The 16,937-nt window shown below is 39.1% G+C and carries 32 protein-coding genes; 31 read left to right on the top strand and 1 reads right to left on the bottom strand.

Annotation, left to right across the window (positions count from 1 at the left end):
- Positions 1 to 18: 18 nt before the first annotated feature.
- The 31 genes from rpsS to FC85_RS06400 all read left to right on the top strand — a co-directional run bounded on the left by rpsS (position 19) and on the right by FC85_RS06400 (position 16,350).
- The gene (gene rpsS, locus FC85_RS06550) at positions 19 to 294 is read left to right on the top strand and encodes a 30S ribosomal protein S19 (RefSeq protein ID WP_057864742.1); all 276 of its coding nucleotides are present in this window, start codon (positions 19 to 21) and stop codon (positions 292 to 294) included.
- An 18-nt stretch (positions 295 to 312) separates the two neighbouring features.
- The gene (gene rplV / locus FC85_RS06545) at positions 313 to 669 is read left to right on the top strand and encodes a 50S ribosomal protein L22 (RefSeq protein ID WP_057864741.1); all 357 of its coding nucleotides are present in this window, start codon (positions 313 to 315) and stop codon (positions 667 to 669) included.
- A gap of 3 nt (positions 670 to 672) precedes the next feature.
- Entirely contained in the window at positions 673 to 1,338 is a 666-nt protein-coding gene (gene rpsC, locus FC85_RS06540; protein ID WP_057864740.1) for a 30S ribosomal protein S3, read from the top strand.
- Positions 1,339 to 1,340: 2 nt separating this feature from the next.
- A complete protein-coding gene (gene rplP / locus FC85_RS06535; protein ID WP_057864739.1) occupies positions 1,341 to 1,775 on the top strand; it encodes a 50S ribosomal protein L16 in 435 nt (144 codons plus the stop codon).
- Entirely contained in the window at positions 1,765 to 1,959 is a 195-nt protein-coding gene (rpmC, locus tag FC85_RS06530) for a 50S ribosomal protein L29 (protein WP_057864738.1), read from the top strand. The genes rplP and rpmC overlap by 11 nt, the downstream gene beginning before the upstream one ends.
- Positions 1,960 to 1,982: 23 nt before the next feature.
- Positions 1,983 to 2,249, top strand: coding sequence for a 30S ribosomal protein S17 (gene rpsQ / locus FC85_RS06525; protein WP_057864737.1), 267 nt, complete (start codon positions 1,983 to 1,985; stop codon positions 2,247 to 2,249).
- Positions 2,250 to 2,305: 56 nt separating this feature from the next.
- A complete protein-coding gene (gene rplN, locus FC85_RS06520; RefSeq protein WP_057864736.1) occupies positions 2,306 to 2,674 on the top strand; it encodes a 50S ribosomal protein L14 in 369 nt (122 codons plus the stop codon).
- A 30-nt stretch (positions 2,675 to 2,704) separates the two neighbouring features.
- The gene (gene rplX / locus FC85_RS06515) at positions 2,705 to 3,013 is read left to right on the top strand and encodes a 50S ribosomal protein L24 (protein ID WP_057864735.1); all 309 of its coding nucleotides are present in this window, start codon (positions 2,705 to 2,707) and stop codon (positions 3,011 to 3,013) included.
- 25 nt (positions 3,014 to 3,038) lie between these two features.
- Positions 3,039 to 3,581, top strand: a complete 543-nt coding sequence (gene rplE, locus FC85_RS06510; RefSeq protein WP_057864734.1) for a 50S ribosomal protein L5 — start codon at positions 3,039 to 3,041, stop codon at positions 3,579 to 3,581.
- Positions 3,582 to 3,596: 15 nt separating this feature from the next.
- Positions 3,597 to 3,782: a type Z 30S ribosomal protein S14 gene (locus FC85_RS06505; RefSeq protein ID WP_003635667.1), complete on the top strand. Its 186-nt coding sequence runs from the start codon at positions 3,597 to 3,599 to the stop codon at positions 3,780 to 3,782.
- 24 nt (positions 3,783 to 3,806) lie between these two features.
- The gene (gene rpsH / locus FC85_RS06500; RefSeq protein ID WP_008855790.1) at positions 3,807 to 4,205 is read left to right on the top strand and encodes a 30S ribosomal protein S8; all 399 of its coding nucleotides are present in this window, start codon (positions 3,807 to 3,809) and stop codon (positions 4,203 to 4,205) included.
- Between the two features lie 27 nt (positions 4,206 to 4,232).
- The gene (rplF, locus tag FC85_RS06495) at positions 4,233 to 4,772 is read left to right on the top strand and encodes a 50S ribosomal protein L6 (protein ID WP_057864733.1); all 540 of its coding nucleotides are present in this window, start codon (positions 4,233 to 4,235) and stop codon (positions 4,770 to 4,772) included.
- A 34-nt stretch (positions 4,773 to 4,806) separates the two neighbouring features.
- Positions 4,807 to 5,163 (top strand): 50S ribosomal protein L18, encoded by a 357-nt coding sequence (gene rplR / locus FC85_RS06490; protein ID WP_083485012.1) that lies wholly within the window; start codon positions 4,807 to 4,809, stop codon positions 5,161 to 5,163.
- A 20-nt stretch (positions 5,164 to 5,183) separates the two neighbouring features.
- Positions 5,184 to 5,687, top strand: coding sequence for a 30S ribosomal protein S5 (gene rpsE / locus FC85_RS06485; RefSeq protein WP_057864731.1), 504 nt, complete (start codon positions 5,184 to 5,186; stop codon positions 5,685 to 5,687).
- 14 nt (positions 5,688 to 5,701) lie between these two features.
- On the top strand, positions 5,702 to 5,887 hold the full coding sequence (gene rpmD, locus FC85_RS06480; RefSeq protein ID WP_013728487.1) for a 50S ribosomal protein L30: 186 nt from the start codon (positions 5,702 to 5,704) through the stop codon (positions 5,885 to 5,887).
- A 25-nt stretch (positions 5,888 to 5,912) separates the two neighbouring features.
- Complete coding sequence (gene rplO, locus FC85_RS06475) at positions 5,913 to 6,347, top strand: 50S ribosomal protein L15 (protein ID WP_057864730.1); 435 nt, start codon at positions 5,913 to 5,915, stop codon at positions 6,345 to 6,347.
- On the top strand, positions 6,347 to 7,663 hold the full coding sequence (secY, locus tag FC85_RS06470; RefSeq protein ID WP_057864729.1) for a preprotein translocase subunit SecY: 1,317 nt from the start codon (positions 6,347 to 6,349) through the stop codon (positions 7,661 to 7,663). Before rplO ends, secY begins: the two co-directional genes overlap by 1 nt.
- Before the next feature lie 40 nt (positions 7,664 to 7,703).
- Positions 7,704 to 8,354, top strand: coding sequence for an adenylate kinase (locus FC85_RS06465; protein WP_186825086.1), 651 nt, complete (start codon positions 7,704 to 7,706; stop codon positions 8,352 to 8,354).
- A gap of 126 nt (positions 8,355 to 8,480) precedes the next feature.
- Positions 8,481 to 8,699, top strand: coding sequence for a translation initiation factor IF-1 (gene infA / locus FC85_RS06460; RefSeq protein ID WP_008855782.1), 219 nt, complete (start codon positions 8,481 to 8,483; stop codon positions 8,697 to 8,699).
- A 36-nt stretch (positions 8,700 to 8,735) separates the two neighbouring features.
- A complete protein-coding gene (gene rpmJ, locus FC85_RS06455) occupies positions 8,736 to 8,855 on the top strand; it encodes a 50S ribosomal protein L36 (RefSeq protein WP_057864727.1) in 120 nt (39 codons plus the stop codon).
- A gap of 24 nt (positions 8,856 to 8,879) precedes the next feature.
- Positions 8,880 to 9,245, top strand: a complete 366-nt coding sequence (gene rpsM / locus FC85_RS06450) for a 30S ribosomal protein S13 (protein ID WP_057864726.1) — start codon at positions 8,880 to 8,882, stop codon at positions 9,243 to 9,245.
- A gap of 25 nt (positions 9,246 to 9,270) precedes the next feature.
- Complete coding sequence (gene rpsK, locus FC85_RS06445; protein WP_057864725.1) at positions 9,271 to 9,660, top strand: 30S ribosomal protein S11; 390 nt, start codon at positions 9,271 to 9,273, stop codon at positions 9,658 to 9,660.
- A 93-nt stretch (positions 9,661 to 9,753) separates the two neighbouring features.
- Entirely contained in the window at positions 9,754 to 10,704 is a 951-nt protein-coding gene (locus FC85_RS06440) for a DNA-directed RNA polymerase subunit alpha (RefSeq protein ID WP_057864724.1), read from the top strand.
- Between the two features lie 28 nt (positions 10,705 to 10,732).
- Complete coding sequence (gene rplQ, locus FC85_RS06435; protein WP_057864723.1) at positions 10,733 to 11,116, top strand: 50S ribosomal protein L17; 384 nt, start codon at positions 10,733 to 10,735, stop codon at positions 11,114 to 11,116.
- 195 nt (positions 11,117 to 11,311) lie between these two features.
- Entirely contained in the window at positions 11,312 to 12,145 is an 834-nt protein-coding gene (locus FC85_RS06430; protein ID WP_057864722.1) for an energy-coupling factor transporter ATPase, read from the top strand.
- Positions 12,115 to 12,993, top strand: coding sequence for an energy-coupling factor ABC transporter ATP-binding protein (locus tag FC85_RS06425; protein ID WP_057864721.1), 879 nt, complete (start codon positions 12,115 to 12,117; stop codon positions 12,991 to 12,993). The genes FC85_RS06430 and FC85_RS06425 overlap by 31 nt, the downstream gene beginning before the upstream one ends.
- Positions 12,986 to 13,783, top strand: coding sequence for an energy-coupling factor transporter transmembrane component T family protein (locus FC85_RS06420; RefSeq protein WP_057864720.1), 798 nt, complete (start codon positions 12,986 to 12,988; stop codon positions 13,781 to 13,783). Before FC85_RS06425 ends, FC85_RS06420 begins: the two co-directional genes overlap by 8 nt.
- A gap of 6 nt (positions 13,784 to 13,789) precedes the next feature.
- The gene (gene truA / locus FC85_RS06415; protein WP_057864719.1) at positions 13,790 to 14,587 is read left to right on the top strand and encodes a tRNA pseudouridine(38-40) synthase TruA; all 798 of its coding nucleotides are present in this window, start codon (positions 13,790 to 13,792) and stop codon (positions 14,585 to 14,587) included.
- Positions 14,588 to 14,726: 139 nt separating this feature from the next.
- Positions 14,727 to 15,170 (top strand): 50S ribosomal protein L13, encoded by a 444-nt coding sequence (rplM, locus tag FC85_RS06410; protein WP_057864718.1) that lies wholly within the window; start codon positions 14,727 to 14,729, stop codon positions 15,168 to 15,170.
- A gap of 13 nt (positions 15,171 to 15,183) precedes the next feature.
- Complete coding sequence (gene rpsI / locus FC85_RS06405; protein WP_057864717.1) at positions 15,184 to 15,576, top strand: 30S ribosomal protein S9; 393 nt, start codon at positions 15,184 to 15,186, stop codon at positions 15,574 to 15,576.
- A 177-nt stretch (positions 15,577 to 15,753) separates the two neighbouring features.
- Positions 15,754 to 16,350 (top strand): ECF transporter S component, encoded by a 597-nt coding sequence (locus tag FC85_RS06400; RefSeq protein ID WP_057864716.1) that lies wholly within the window; start codon positions 15,754 to 15,756, stop codon positions 16,348 to 16,350.
- Positions 16,351 to 16,445: 95 nt separating this feature from the next.
- Here FC85_RS06400 and FC85_RS06395 read toward each other — a convergent pair whose 3' ends face one another.
- Entirely contained in the window at positions 16,446 to 16,745 is a 300-nt protein-coding gene (locus tag FC85_RS06395) for a hypothetical protein (RefSeq protein WP_057864715.1), read from the bottom strand.
- Positions 16,746 to 16,937 lie beyond the last annotated feature (192 nt).

Below are 16,937 nucleotides of genomic sequence, written 5' to 3'. Positions count from 1 at the left end.
TACAGAGGAGGTTGCAAAATGAGTCGTAGTTTAAAAAAGGGACCATTCGCCGATGAATATTTGCTTAAAAAAGTAGATGCTCAAAAGGATCAAGATAAAAAGGCAGTCATTAAGACCTGGTCACGACGATCAACGATTTTCCCAAGTTTCATTGGATATACATTTGCTGTTTATGATGGACGGAAGCATGTTCCCGTTTATATTCAGGAAGATATGGTAGGCCATAAGCTTGGAGAATTTGTTCCAACACGTACATTCCATGGTCATGGTACCGACGATAAGAAGACTGTTTAATAACAAGGAGGATAACAAATGGCTGAACAAGTTACATCAGCAAAAGCAACTGCTAAAACTGTTCGTATTGCCGCACGTAAGGTCCGTCTTGTAGTCGATCTTATCAGAGGCAAGAGCGTTGCTGAAGCAGCCGCAATCTTGGACTTTACACCACGCGGTGCTTCTCCAGTTGTTTCAAAAGTACTTAAATCTGCCGTTGCAAACGCAGAAAATAATTTTGATTTAGATAGTGAAAACTTATTTGTTAGTGAAGCATTCGTTAATGAAGGACCAACTCTTAAGCGGTTCCGTCCTCGTGCTAAGGGATCTGCGTCACCAATTAATAAGCGGACAAGTCATATTACGGTTGTTGTATCTGAAAAAGAGGAGGGATAACGCGTGGGTAATAAGATAAATCCTAATGGTTTACGAGTTGGCATCATTCGCGATTGGGAAGCAAAGTGGTATGCTGGTAAAGATTATGCAGCATATTTGCGTGAAGATTTACAAATTCGTAAATATATAGAGAAGCGTCTTGCCAATGCATCAGTATCTACTGTTGAAATTGAACGTGCCGCAAATCGCGTTAACGTTTCAATTCACACTGCCAAACCAGGTATGGTTATTGGTAAAGGTGGATCAGAGGTTGAAAGTCTTCGTAAAGAGCTCAATAACCTCACTGGTAAACGTGTACACATTAACATTATTGAAATTAAGAAGCCTGATTTGGACGCCAAGTTGGTTGGGGAAAACATTGCTCGTCAATTGGAAGGCCGTGTGGCATTCCGTCGTGCAATGCGTCAAGCAATGCAACGAACAATGCGTGCTGGTGCTAAGGGAATTAAAACCCAGGTTGCTGGTCGTCTTAATGGTGCCGATATGGCCCGTGTTGAATCATATTCAGATGGAACTGTTCCATTGCATACTTTAAGAGCAGATATTGACTACTCATGGGTTGAAGCTTTTACAACTTATGGATCAATTGGTGTAAAAACTTGGATCTATCGTGGTGAAATTCTCCCTGAGAAGCCAAAGAGCAGTAACGCTGACAAAGGAGGGAAATAAACATGTTAGTACCAAAACGTGTAAAACATCGTCGTGAACATCGTGGCAAGCTTCGTGGCTCTGCTAAGGGTGGTAAGACGGTTACCTTCGGTGATTATGGTTTACAATCCCTTGATTCACATTGGATTACAAACCGTCAGATCGAAGCAGCCCGTGTTGCAATGACTCGTTATATGAAGCGTGGCGGAAGAGTTTGGATTAAGATCTTCCCTCACAAGTCATACACTGAAAAAGGTGTCGGAGTTCGAATGGGTAATGGTAAAGGTACACCTGCTGGCTGGGTTTCACCAGTTAAGCGCGGAAAGGTATTATTTGAAGTTGGTGGCGTTAGTGAAGAAGTTGCTAACGAAGCTTTACGCCTTGCATCAATGAAACTTCCCGTTCGTACTAAAGTTATAAAACGTGAGGAAGTAGGTGGCGAATCAAATGAAGGCTAAAGATATTAATGAATTAACCACTGCTCAAATGATTGATAAAGAAAAAGATTATAAAGATGAATTGTTCAATCTTCGTTTCCAATTAGCCACAGGTCAATTGGAAAATACTGCGCGATTAAAACAGGTTCGCAAGAACATTGCACGTATTAAGACTGCACTTCGTCAAAAAGAACTAAACAAATAATTACGATAAGGGAGGTATAATTAATGGCTGAAGAACGTAACCAGCGTAAAGTCTATCAAGGACGCGTTGTCTCTGATAAAGGTGATAAGACAATCACTGTATTAGTATCAACAATTAAGACGCATCCGCGATATGGTAAGCGTGTGAGATATTCAAAGAAGTTTACTGCACACGATGAAAATAATGAAGCTAAGGTTGGCGATACGGTACGTATTATGGAAACTCGTCCATTGTCAAAGACAAAGCGTTTCCGTCTTATCGAGATTGTTGAAAAAGCGGTTATTATTTAACTTTAATTAATTATTATTATCGTATTTTGATTTAGCGATGAAGGGAGGATATACCTGTGATTCAACAAGAAAGTCGATTAAAAGTTGCCGACAACTCAGGTGCACGGGAATTGTTAACTATTAAGGTTTTAGGTGGTTCAACAAGAAGGTACGCCGGTATCGGTGATACAATTGTTGCTACGGTTAAACAAGCAACACCAGGTGGCGTTGTCAAAAAGGGTGATGTTGTAAAGGCCGTTATTGTGCGTACTAAGGCTGTTACTCGTCGTACAGACGGTTCATACATCCGATTTGATGAAAATGCCGCAGTTTTGATCCGTGATGACAAGAGTCCCCAAGGCACTCGTATCTTTGGCCCGGTTGCTCGTGAATTACGTGATAGCAACTTCATGAAGATCGTTTCACTAGCCCCAGAAGTACTTTAATCACAACCAGGATATAAGGAGGTGCCATAAATGTTCGTTAAAACTGGTGACAAAGTTCGTGTTATTAGTGGTAAGGACAAAGGTAAGGAAGGAACTGTTACGAAAACTATTTCTTCTAAAGATCGTGTGATTGTTGAAGGTGTTAACAAGGTAAAGAAGCACACTAAAGCTTCTTCAACTAATCCCCAAGGTGGGATTGTTGATGCTGAAGCACCGATCCACGTTTCCAATGTTATGCTTATTGATCCATCAACTAATGAACCAACTCGTGTTGGAATTAAAGTTGAAGATGGTAAAAAAGTTCGTTACTCAAAGAAGTCGCAAAAAGCGATTGATTAAGATAGGAAAGGAGGATACCTTTTAAATGTCAAGTCGTTTACGAGAAAAATTCACTAGCGAAATTACTCCACACATGATGGACAAGTTTAGCTATAAATCAGTTATGCAAGCTCCTAAAATTGATAAAATTGTTTTAAATATGGGTGTTGGTGACGCAGTTACAAATGCTAAAAACCTCGATGAGGCTGTCTCTGAATTAGCTCTCATTTCTGGTCAAAAGCCATTAGTCACTAAGGCAAAAAAATCAATTGCCGGTTTTAGATTACGTGAAGGTATGTCAATCGGTGCTAAAGTTACACTCCGCGGTGATAGAATGTATGATTTCTTAGATAAGTTAATCAATGTTTCTCTACCCCGTGTTCGTGATTTTCACGGTGTAAGTGCTCGGGCTTTTGATGGCCGTGGTAATTATACGTTGGGTGTTCGGGAGCAACTGATCTTTCCTGAAATTGATTATGATAATGTTAACCGTGTTCGCGGTTTGGATATTGTAATCGTAACTACTGCAAACACCGATGAAGAATCACATGAATTGTTGGCTCAATTCGGTATGCCATTTGCCAGATAATGAGGAGGTTTCACATTGGCTAAAAAATCATTAATTGTAAAAAGTGAACGTCCAGCGAAGTTTTCGACACAAAACTATACTCGTTGTGAGCGTTGTGGACGACCTCGTTCAGTATACAAGAAATTCCATTTATGCCGTCTTTGCATCCGTGAACTTGCCCACAAGGGTCAAATTCCAGGCATGAAGAAAGCTAGTTGGTAATATAAAAAAGGAGGTTGTGCGCTGATGTCTATGACTGATCCAATTGCAGACTTTTTAACTCGTATCCGTAATGCGAACATGGTATACCATGAAACAGTTGAAGTCCCTGCATCTAAAATCAAACGCGACATCGCTGAAATTCTCAAGCGTGAGGGTTTTGTACGCGATGTTGAATATATCGAAGATGACAAGCAAGGCGTTATTCGTGTTTTCCTGAAATATGGAAAAGATAAACAACGTGTTATCACTGGTTTGAAGCGAATTTCAAAACCAGGCCTGCGTTCATATGTAAAAGCTGATGCTGTTCCTAAGGTTTTAAACGGTCTTGGTATTGCTATTATTTCAACATCTAATGGTGTTATAACTGATAAGCAAGCTCGGGCCCAAAAAATCGGCGGTGAAGTACTAGCTTATGTATGGTAAAAATTCATTGAATTGGAGGTGTAACTGATGAGTCGAATTGGTTATAAGACAGTTGTTTTACCCAAAGGTGTTGAGGTAAAAGCTGATGGAAACAAAGTAACTGTAAAAGGGGCAAAGGGTTCATTGACTCGAGAAATTTCATCTGTCATTAAGATGAACGTCAAGGACAATGAAGTTAATTTTGAACCAATTGCAGATTACAATGATAAGGTTCGAGCACTTCACGGAACAACTCGTGCTAACTTCAACAATATGGTTGAAGGTGTTACAAACGGATTCAAGAAGACACTAAAACTCGTTGGTGTTGGTTATCGTGCACAACTTAAAGGTAAGACTTTAACTTTGAACGTTGGTTATTCAAACCCCGTTGAAATTAAGGTACCTGATTACTTAACGGTTGAAGTACCTGATAATACAACAATTCATATTAGTGGTATCAGCAAACAATTTGTTGGTGATTTTGCAGCATCTGTTCGTGCTGTTCGTTCTCCTGAACCATATAAAGGTAAAGGAATTCGTTATGAAAATGAACATATTATCCGTAAGGAAGGTAAGACTGGTAAATAAAATACCAGCTTAATAAAATTTTGAGGTGACTATTGTGATTTCTAAACCAGATAAGAATAAAAGTCGGAAACGTCGTCATAACCGTGTCCGTAACAAAATTTCTGGTACTGCCGAGTGCCCACGCTTGAACGTTTTTCGTTCTAATAAAAACATCTACGCTCAAATCATTGATGACGTAGAGGGTGTAACGCTTGTTAGTGCCTCAACACTTGATTCTGCAATCAGTAGTTCAAACAAGACTGAACAAGCAGCTAGTGTTGGTAAATTAGTAGCTCAACGTGCTAATGAAAAGAAAATCAAAAAGGTTGTTTTTGATCGTGGTGGTTACTTGTACCATGGTCGTGTTCAAGCTCTTGCAGATGCTGCTCGTGAAAACGGACTAGAATTTTAATAAAGGAGGAATAACCGCACATGAAGAAATTTATTGATCCAGATAAACTTGAGCTTGAAGACAACGTTGTTTCAATCAACCGGATCACTAAAGTTGTAAAGGGTGGACGTCGTCTTCGATTTGCAGCTTTAGTAGTTGTTGGAGATAAGCACGGACATGTTGGTTTTGGAACCGGTAAAGCTCAAGAAGTTCCAGAAGCTATCCGTAAAGCTGTCGAAGCTGCTCGTAAAAACTTGATTGAGGTTCCGATTGTTGGCACAACAATTCCTCATGAGGTTGTCGGTACTTTTGGTGGTGGTCGAATTATGTTGAAGCCCGCTGAAGAAGGTTCTGGAGTTGCAGCCGGTGGCGCTGTTCGTTCTGTGATGGAATTGGCCGGTGTTGACGATGTTACTAGTAAACGATTGGGTTCGAATACTCCTATCAATGTAATCCGAGCAACTTTTGCTGGCTTGGTTGAATTGAAGAGTGCTGAAGAAATTTCAGCTTTACGTGGTGTTTCAACTCAACATCTGGCTGAATAAGGAGGGTGTTTTAAATGGCTCAATTAAAAATTACTTTAAAACGTAGCGTGACTCACCGCCTCCCAAAGCAACGTAAAATTGTGAAGGCACTTGGCTTAGGTCGAGTAAATAGCACTGTTGTCAAACCTGATAACGAGTCTATTCGTGGGGCTCTATTCCAAATCGCTCACTTAATTGAAGTTGAACAAGTTAAAGACTAAAAATTTGTAAGGAGGTGCCAATTTCATGAAATTAAATGAATTGAAAGCTGCTGAAGGTTCTCGTTCATTACGTACTCGTAAGGGTCGCGGCCGATCAGCTGGTAAGGGTAAAACTGCTGGACGTGGTCAAAAGGGTCAAAAGGCTCGTGGCAAGACCCGTATCGGTTTTGAAGGTGGCCAAATGCCATTGTACCGTCGAACTCCAAAACGTGGATTCAATAACATTAATCGAAAAGAATATGCTGTTGTAAATGTCACGAATCTTAATGCGTTTGATGATGGTACAGAAGTAACACCAGAATTGCTCCAGGAATCTGGAATTGTTAAAAATGCAAAATCAGGAATTAAGGTTCTTGGCAATGGCGAATTGAGTAAGAAGTTAACCGTTAAGGCTAATAAATTTTCCAAGTCTGCACAATCCGTTATTGAAAACGCGGGCGGTAAAATCGAGGTGGTTTAATGCTCTCGACTTTAGCAGGTGCGTTCAAAGTAAAGGAAATCCGAAATAAAATTCTTTTTACACTTTTTGTTTTAGTGATTTTCCGTTTGGGAGCTTACATAACGGTTCCCGGTATTAACGCGAAAGCACTTCAGTCTGTTGCATCTTCAGGCTTGGTTAGTATTTTAAATACCTTTAGCGGTGGTGGGCTTACCAACTATTCTATATTTGCAATGGGAGTTTCACCTTATATCACCGCTCAAATTATTATTCAACTATTACAAATGGATATTGTGCCAAGATATGTTGAATGGGGGAAGCAAGGAGAAGTTGGTCGACGTAAATTAAATCAACATACACGTTATTTAACTGTTATCCTTGCGTTCTTTCAATCAGTTGGAATCACAGCTGGTTTCAACCAATTGAGTAGTTTGAATCTTGTTACCAACCCAAGTATTAAAACATTTGTTGTTATCGGTTTAATTTTAACTGGTGGAACGATGTTGACAACTTGGATGGGTGACATGATTACTGAGCGTGGAATTGGTAATGGTATCTCTATGATTATCTTTGCTGGGATTGTCGCGCGAATTCCTGTTGGGCTGCAATCATTGTGGCAACAATATTTTGTTGGTGTGACTGGTTCTGATTTATGGCAACCTATTTTGTTCGCAGTTGCACTTCTGATCATTGTATTGGTCATTATAACGTTTGTAACGTGGGTTCAACAAGCTGAGCGAAGAGTTCCAATTCAGTATACGCGAAGGGTTGCCGGATCACCGGATAGTAGTTACTTACCATTAAAAGTTAATGTGGCTGGTGTTATTCCCGTAATTTTTGCAAGTTCATTTATTGCGACCCCCCAAACTATTTTAATGGCATTTCAAAACAACTATTCAACTGCAACATGGTTCCAAGTATTGAATAATGTTTTCAATATGCAGACACCTACTGGAGCAGCTTTTTATACGATTCTGATCATTATGTTCACATTCTTCTATGCTTTTGTCCAAGTCAATCCTGAAAAGTTGTCAGAGAATTTGCAAAAGCAGGGTAGTTATATCCCAGGTGTGTGGCCTGGTCATGAGACGCAGACCTATGTATCAAATTTGCTTATGAAATTGAGTACCGTTGGTTCGTTGTTCCTAGGAATTGTGGCTTTAATTCCGTTAATTGCACAGAACTTATGGAATCTTGATGAATCAATTGGACTTGGTGGAACGAGTCTTTTGATCGTTGTTGGGGTTGCAATTGAAACTATTCGTCAGATTCGTGGATTGATGATGAAACGTGAGTACGTTGGATTTATCAAAGGATCACGACCTACTGAAGATTAATTAGAAAATTGCCAAACAACGAGGAGGCATTTAAATGTCATTGAATTTGATTCTGCTAGGTTTACCCGGTGCAGGTAAAGGAACTCAAGCACAATTTATTGTAGATAAGTATCATGTTCCACATATTTCAACTGGCGATATGTTCAGAGAAGCAATTTCTAATGGAACACCTCTTGGGCTTAAAGCCAAGGGTTTCACTGATAACGGAAATTTGGTGCCAGACGAAGTTACTAATGGTATTGTTAAAGAACGTCTGGATAAAGATGATACTAAACCAGGTTTCTTGTTGGATGGATATCCAAGAACTTTGGATCAAGCGGATGCATTGTCAAATATGACAGATGAATTGAGCAAACCATTATCAGCTGTTATTAATATTGATGTTGATCCTAAATTACTTACTGAGCGGCTATCCGGAAGATTTATTTGTAAGAAATGTGGTGCAACTTATCACAAGTTGTACCATATGCCGAAAGTTCCAGGTACATGTGATGTTTGTGGTAGTCATGAATTTTATCAACGTGAAGACGATAAACCAGAAGCAGTCAAGAATCGTTTGAAAGTTAATGTTAAGATGAATACACCATTGATTTCATATTACCAAGATCGTAACCTTCTCTTCAATGTTGACGGAAGCAAAGGCATTGATGATGTTTGGAAAAATGTTGATAATATCTTGAGTTCTTTATAAACGCCTCACTTATTTAGTGTTGAGGCTATTGGATTGATGAAATATAATGAATGTGTTAGACTATCAAAGGTTTGTCAAGTTTATTAATATAAATTCAATCTAATTTAACATTGGAGGTGTTATATATTGGCTAAAGATAATGTTATTGAAGTTGAAGGAAAAGTTGTTGAAACATTGCCTAATGCGATGTTTCGTGTCGAACTTGAAAACGGACACGAAATCTTGGCTCATGTCTCTGGTAAAATTCGCATGCATTATATTCGGATTTTACCGGGTGACAAGGTTACGGTTGAAATGTCACCTTACGATCTGAGTAAGGGGCGGATTACTTATCGATTTAAGTAACTTGTCGTTTTCATCATTTTTTGAGGAGGTTTAAAAATGAAAGTACGACCATCAGTAAGACCAATGTGTGAACATTGTAAAGTAATTAAGAGAAAAGGCCGAGTAATGATTATTTGCTCAGCAAACCCAAAGCACAAACAACGTCAAGGTAAATAAACGTAAACAGGAGGTGTATGCTAAATGGCTCGTATTGCCGGAATTGATTTACCCCGTGATAAGCGAATTGTCATCGGACTAACATATATTTTTGGTATCGGCGCTAGCACTGCTGAAAAGATTTTAGCACAAGCTGGTGTTTCTGAAGATGTTCGTGTACGCGACTTAACACCCGATCAAGAGGATAAGATTCGTGCAATCGTTAGTGATCTTAAAATTGAAGGTGACTTGCGACGCGAAGTAAGTATGAATATCAAGCGTCTTCAAGAAATTGGTTCATACCGTGGAATGCGTCATCGTCGTGGCCTGCCAGTTCGTGGTCAAAATACCAAGAACAATGCTCGTACTCGTAAAGGTAAGGCTACTGCAAACGCAGGTAGAAGAAAATAATTTATAAAGGAGGTCATCTGTTTTTATGGTAAACAAAAAGACAAGTCGTAAGCGTCGGGCTAAAAAGAACATTGCTTCAGGTGTTGCTCATATCCATTCAACCTTTAACAATACTTTAGTTATGATTACTGACGTTCAAGGAAACGCTGTTTCTTGGTCATCTGCAGGTGCATTAGGCTTCCGTGGAAGTCGAAAATCAACACCATTTGCTGCACAAATGGCTGCTGAAGCTGCTGCAAAGGCTTCGATGGAACATGGCATGAAGTCTGTCGAAGTTGCTGTTAAGGGCCCGGGTTCAGGTCGTGAAGCTGCAATCCGTGCACTTCAAGCTACTGGTTTGGAAGTTACTGCTATTCGTGATGTTACTCCGGTACCTCACAATGGATCTCGTCCTCCAAAGCGTCGTCGAGTTTAATTAAGACATTCAATATAGTGAAGTTTATTTGGTTTGGGCATATTGATATTTTGCATGTAGACTCACGCGTTTTGAAAGGGGTTAATGATAAGAATGATTGAATTTGAAAAGCCTAACATTCATAAGATTGAAGAAACTAAGAACTATGGTGAAGTTGTTGTTGAGCCACTTGAAAGAGGCTATGGAACTACCCTTGGTAATTCCTTAAGACGGACTTTACTATCATCACTTCCCGGTGCTGCAGTTACCAGCATTCAAATTGATGATGTTCTGCATGAATTCTCAACCATTAAAGGTGTTGTAGAAGATGTTACCCAGATCATTTTGAATGTTAAGAAAATTTCTTTGAAATTAGATGGACCAGAAGACGAAGAAGAAAATTTAGAAATTGATGTTATCGGTCCTGCTGATGTTACCGCTGGAGATATTCAAGGTGACAGTGATGTGACTGTATTGAATCCTGATTTACACATTGCTACTGTTGCTGAGGGCGCTACTTTCCATATGCGATTAACAGCCAACAAGGGTCGCGGCTATGTTTCAGCTGTTGAAAATAAGAAACGTAGTTCGGAGATGCCAATAGGTGTGCTTCCCGTCGATTCTATTTATACCCCAATCGAACGTGTCAACTATCAAGTTGAAAGTACACGGGTTGGTCAACGTGATGATTATGATAAACTTACTTTGGATGTCTGGACTGATGGTTCAATTACTCCAAGTGAGGCAGTTAGCTTGGCAGCTAAGATTTTAACAGAACATTTGGAAATGTTCGTTGACCTGACTGATGAAGCTAAGAATACTGAAATCATGGTTGAAAAAGAAGAAACCCATAAGGAAAAAATGCTGGAAATGACAATTGAAGAACTTGATTTATCTGTTCGTTCATACAATTGCCTTAAACGTGCTGGCATTAATACCGTTCAGGAACTTACTGAAAAGACTGAGGCTGACATGATGAAAGTTCGAAATCTTGGCCGTAAGTCTCTTGAAGAGGTTAAAGAAAAGCTGGCTGCATTAGGCCTTTCACTTCGTAAAGAAGACTAATTAAAGTAAAAAGGAGGAATATCTGAAAATGAGTTATCGGAAATTACAACGTTCCAGCGCACATCGCCGTTCATTACTTCGGAATTTGACCACGGAATTAATCATTCATGGTCAAATCATTACCACAGAAGCTAGAGCTAAGGAAGTTCGTTCTACTGCTGACAAGATGATTTCACTTGGTAAGCGTGGTGACTTACATGCTCGTCGTCAAGCTGCAGCATTCATTCGTGACGTTGTTGCTGATGTTAAAGAAGATGGTGACGATATTACTGTTACTACCGCTTTACAAAAAACTTTTGGCGAACTTGCCACTAAGTATGCTGACCGAAATGGCGGTTATACACGGATTCTAAAGACAATGCCTCGCCGTGGTGACGGTGCACCAATGGTTGTTTTAGAATTAGTTGACTAATTAGTATTTAAGTTCAATCACATATTTTCAACGAGAATCACTCGGGTTTTTAGTATAGAACGCTATGATGGTGGAACATACTTCCTAGTCTAGTTTGAATGTGAGATATGTTATCTATCTCATGCACTAATACCTGTTAGTGATTTTTTTGTACATAAATTGGTAACGTAATCTCATTATGAAGGGTATCTACTAATGAAGAATATTATTCAAGTAAAAAATATTTCATTCCATTATCCTGATAAGCCATTGCTTTTTGATAATTTAACGTTGGATGTTCACGAGGGTGAATGGTTGGCAATTATTGGTCAAAATGGCAGTGGGAAAAGTACGCTTGCACGATTGATCGACGGATTAATTGTCCTTGATAAGGGGCAGATTATCGTAGATGGTTTAACGGTTAACGATCAAAATATTTTTGATATTCGCAATAAAATTGGCATCGTTTTTCAAAATCCAGAGGATCAATTTGTTGGAGCTACCGTTGAAGATGATGTTGCGTTTGGACTGGAGAATCGTCAAGTTGAACGTGAAAAAATGCATGAGATTGTCAAAAAAAGTCTAATGGATGTCAGCATGCTGGATTTTCGTAATCGAATTCCTGCAAACTTGTCTGGTGGTCAAAAACAGCGGGTTGCGATTGCCGGAATTGTGGCGTTAAGTCCCAAAATAATTATTCTTGATGAAGCTACGAGTATGCTTGACCCTCGTGGAAGAAACGAAATATTAGATCTCGTTTACCAAATCAAAAAAGACAATCAACTAACTGTCATTTCGATTACCCATGATATTGATGAAGCTGCCAATGCAGATCGAGTTGTCATTTTAAATGAAGGCCGGATTATTGACGAGGAGACACCAGAAAATATTTTTCAAAACACGGGCCAATTGCAGTCAGTTGGGCTTGATTCACCTTACACATCCCAGTTACTGGCTGCCCTTAAACATCGTGGGATTAAGCCCCAACGAAGTTACCTGAATGATGAGGAGTTAATAGCATGGATAAAGCAGTTAATTTCGAAAAAGTAACGCACACTTATCAGGTTGATACACCTTTTTCTCAAAATGCACTGGAAAATGTTTCATTTACAATTCAATCAGGCTCATTTACGGCTATCATTGGTCATACCGGAAGTGGAAAATCGACACTTGTTCAACATATTAATGCGTTATTAAAGCCGACTGATGGCACTGTGAGCGTTTTTGATCGAATTATTACGCCGAAAACAACCAACAAAAATTTAAAACAACTTCGAAAAAAAGTTGGGATGGTATTCCAATTTCCCGAAAAACAGTTATTTGAAGAGACAGTTATTAAGGATATTATGTTTGGACCATTAAATTATGGCGCAACAGAAGAAGAGGCTAGAAAATCAGCCGTAAACGCGATGAAGCTAGTGGGATTAAGTGCGAATTTCAGTGATAGTTCGCCATTTGACCTCTCTGGTGGTCAAATGCGGCGAGTTGCGATCGCTGGCGTTTTGGCGATGAACCCGGAAATTTTAATTTTAGATGAGCCAACTGCCGGACTGGATCCGCGTGGTCATAAGGAAATTATGGACTTGGCCCGCCATTTGCATGATCACAATCATATGACTATTATTTTGGTGACCCATCAAATGGATGATGTGGTTGATTATGCTTCTAATGTAGTGGTAATGGATCAGGGAAAAATTGTTAAGGTGGGTCCGCCAAAAGAGATTTTTAGCGATCCTAAATGGGTATATAAGATGCAACTGGATTTACCTAGTAGTGCACTTTTTGCTCAAAAAATGATCGATACTGGTATTAAATTAAAAACATTACCGCTGACAATTGATGAGCTGGCCGATCAAATTGTGCAAATTGCTGGTAAGGAGGGAAAAAAGGATGAGTAATTTTCTCTTCGGAAGATATTTACCAGGTGAATCATGGGTTCACCAGATGAGTCCTCAGTCAAAGTTATTATTGAGTTTTTATTTTGTGATAGTGATCTTTTTTGCCAATAACATAGCTTCTTATGCCGCTTTGTTGATATTGATTATGGGAGTCATCATTCTTTCAGGAGTCTCGATTAGTTACTTTCTTAAGGGAATTCGTCCACTGATTTGGTTAATCATTTTCACAGTGTTACTTCAAATTTTGTTTAGCAGTGGTGGCAAATTGTTGTGGCACTTTGGACCATTTTCAATTACGGATCAAAGTTTAATTAACGGTGGTTTTATCTTTATCCGATTTTTATTAATTATTATGATTTCGACAGTTCTGACTTTGACAACGACGCCACTCGCAATTGCAGATGGGGTCCAGACTGTTTTGAAGCCGCTTAAAGGGTTTCATTTCCCAGTTGATACGTTGGCGTTGATGTTATCAATTGCCCTACGGTTTGTGCCAACATTAATGGATGAAATGGAAACAATCATGAATGCCCAACGTTCTCGAGGAGTAGATTTTGGTTCTGGCAGCTTGAAACATCGAGTTAAAGCTGCAGTTCCTTTATTAGTACCGTTATTTACTGGTGCAATTAACCATGCCGAAAATCTGTCGACAGCTATGGAGGCTCGTGGATTTACCGATAGTGAACATCGTAGTAAATATCGAATATATCGTTGGCAGATGAAAGATACAATTAGTTGGCTGGTCTTCTTGGCTGTCGGTGTATTGGTATTAGGAATTAGGAAATGGTAGGAAAAAATGATTCGGTATAAAGTTACGTTAGCATACGATGGTACACTTTTTAGCGGGTTTGAACGTCAGCCCCAACAGCGGACTATCGAAGGTGTTATTACACAAAAAGTTAATATAATGGCTAAAAATCCTCATCCGTCAATTGTTGTTTATGGGTCTGGAAGAACAGATGCCGGCGTTCACGCATTGGCACAAGTTGTTCATTTTGACTTTCCGTTTGATTTGCCGGTTGAAGCAGTGTATCGTGGATTAAACAGTCTGCTACCACTTGACATGGAAATCGTGAAAGTTGAAAAAGTTTCAAATCAATTCCATGCCCGATATGATGTTTCTGGGAAACGTTATTTCTATCGATTGGATCTTGGCGAATTTCAAAATCCGTTTAAGCGTCATTATACAGGGCATTGGCGATTCCCAATCGATATGAATAAGGTTCAAGCAGCATTGAGTGATTTTGTTGGAGAACATGACTTTTCCAGCTTTGTTGCATCGGGGTCAACAGCTCGTTCAAACATTCGCACGATTTATGAAGCAAAAGGGAAACTCGACAAAAATGGTAACGAACTGCAACTCGAATTCTACGGCAATGGTTTCCTCTATAACATGGTTAGAATCATGGTGGGGGTTGTTGTTGAGATTGGGTCTGGAAGACGACCAGTTGATGATATTCCACGTCTATACACTGCCAAGGATCGAACTCAAGCACGACTTACAATGCCTGCTTCCGGATTATATCTTAAAAAAGTCTATTATGAAGGTGACGATCCTGATCACCCAACTAAGCTGGCGAAAACCCATCGATAATTTGTGCCTGATAATTTGTGAAACTAATTGACTTTCCAATGAATAATTTGTATCATGGTATTTGGTATTGTTTGCCCCACGATAAGCCCCGGAATCTTATTTGGTGTCGAACAAACACAGAAACATGGAGGAAATTTAAGTGCGTACAACATATATAGCAAAACCAGGCGAAGTAGAACGTAAATGGTACATTGTTGATGCTACAGATATCGCTTTAGGACGTCTCTCATCAGTTGTTGCATCAATTTTACGTGGAAAAAATAAGCCTACTTTTACCCCTAACGTTGATACAGGGGACAATGTCATTGTCGTTAATGCAAGTAAAGTGAAATTAACAGGTCATAAAGATACTCGTAAAATTTATTACCATCATTCTCGCTTTATTGGTGGCTTGAAGCAAAAAACTGCTGGAGAATTTCGTGAAAAGAATCCAGAAAAATTGATCGAAACTTCAGTTAAAGGAATGCTTCCTCATGGAACATTAGGTCATAAGATCGGTTTGAAGTTACATGTCTATGCAGGTCCTGATCATGAACATCAAGCTCAAAAGCCGGAAGTATTAGACATTACTAACCTAATTTAAGGAGGAATTCGCATTGGCTCAAGTACAATATCGCGGCACTGGCCGTCGTAAAGATTCAGTTGCACGTGTACGTTTAGTACCCGGAACTGGAAAAATTATTATGAATGATAAAGCAATTGAAGATTATATTCCATTTGCTAATTTGCGTGAAGTTGTTGTGCAACCATTTAATGTAACAGAAACTCTTGGTAACTACGATACTTTAGTTAACGTTAACGGTGGTGGCTTCTCAGGTCAAGCTGGCGCAACTCGTCATGGGATTGCCCGTGCATTGCTTTCTGTTGACCCTGATTTCCGTGGCCCACTTAAGCGTGCTGGATTATTAACTCGTGATTCCCGTATGAAAGAACGTAAGAAGCCAGGACTTAAAAAGGCTCGTAAAGCTTCACAATTTTCAAAGCGTTAAAATTTATATTCTTCTCAGAATTTACACTTCTCTTCGGAGAGGTGTTTTTTTATATTCACTATTATTTTCTTGCGATTATGTTAAAAAAAGTTTGAATTAGTAAATCCGTTTCATATTCGTACTAGAATATGGACTGGTATTGTATAATGTATGCAACAAATTAAAGGAGCACAGGTTATGCAACATAAGAAAAGTACTCTTAGATTGAACTTGCTTGCGATGTTCATTGCCATTATTATTTTACAAACTTCAATTCCATTAATCGGATATATTCCAATTGGGACACTGGACATTACGATTATTCAAGTGACAGTTGTGATTGCGACAATTTTGATGGGAACTTTGGACGGCGCCATCATAGGTGGTGTTTGGGGACTGGTTACATTCATTCGTGCTTTTGCGTATCCCACAAGCCCTTTAGCTGCGATTGTGTTTGTTAATCCAATTGTCTCAATATTTCCTAGAATTATGATTGCAGTTGTTGCCGGCATGACATATAAGGCCTTAAAAAACCGAATTGCCAAGCGGTCAGTTAGTGTTTCAGTAGCGGCAGTTTTAGGATCCCTTACCAATACAATCCTTGTCTTGGGTTTAATTTATGTCTTTTACAAGGCAAAGGCACCACAGCTTTATCAAATTAATTTAAAGGATTTGTTGCCTTATTTGTTAGGGGTCGTTGGAACCAACGGCATTCCTGAAGCAATTTTCAGTGGTGTTGTCACACCATTAATTGCGGTGCCTCTTGGGAATATATTAAATCGACGAGGAAGGTAGTTACTAATTCGAAGACATAGCAAGCAAACAGATTAGGTAGCAAAAAAGAGACTGTTAGCAAAACAAACGATATTGCTAACAGCCTCTTTAAGAATTTACTTCTTATTATTATTGTTGGATTTCGTTGATTCTTTGTCGTCTTCGTCATCATCACTGTCGTCTTCAACAGGTTGTGGCGCAGCTTTGATCATTTTCAAATGACGGTTGTTGATAACCACTTTCTTGTGGTATTTGTCAATTATTTCGGGATCATCAGATTCAAACGTAATTAAGAATGAGTTGGTATAACTTTTATCAATATAACCCTTGAACGTTTGCTTTTCGATCTTAAATGAAACCTCGTCACCAACGTGAAATTTTGATTGTGCTTCTGATACTTCGGTGTTTTTAGCCATTGGTTTTCATCTCCAGATTTTAAGTGTCAGGTGATAACATAACCGATATTACTTAATTTGTCAATTATAAAGGGTTAAATTGATTATCATTTGAAAATAGCAATTGTCTTTAGTATCGTTTATAGTTAAAATTAGTCCCGAAGTGTCAAATCAAGTGCAACAGTTAATGACCTATTCCAATGATTGGTCTAG

This window comes from Lentilactobacillus diolivorans DSM 14421 (assembly GCF_001434255.1).
GTDB lineage: Bacteria > Bacillota > Bacilli > Lactobacillales > Lactobacillaceae > Lentilactobacillus > Lentilactobacillus diolivorans.
Note: the sequence above shows the minus strand (reverse complement) of the source record. Positions and strands in the feature narration are given on the sequence as shown.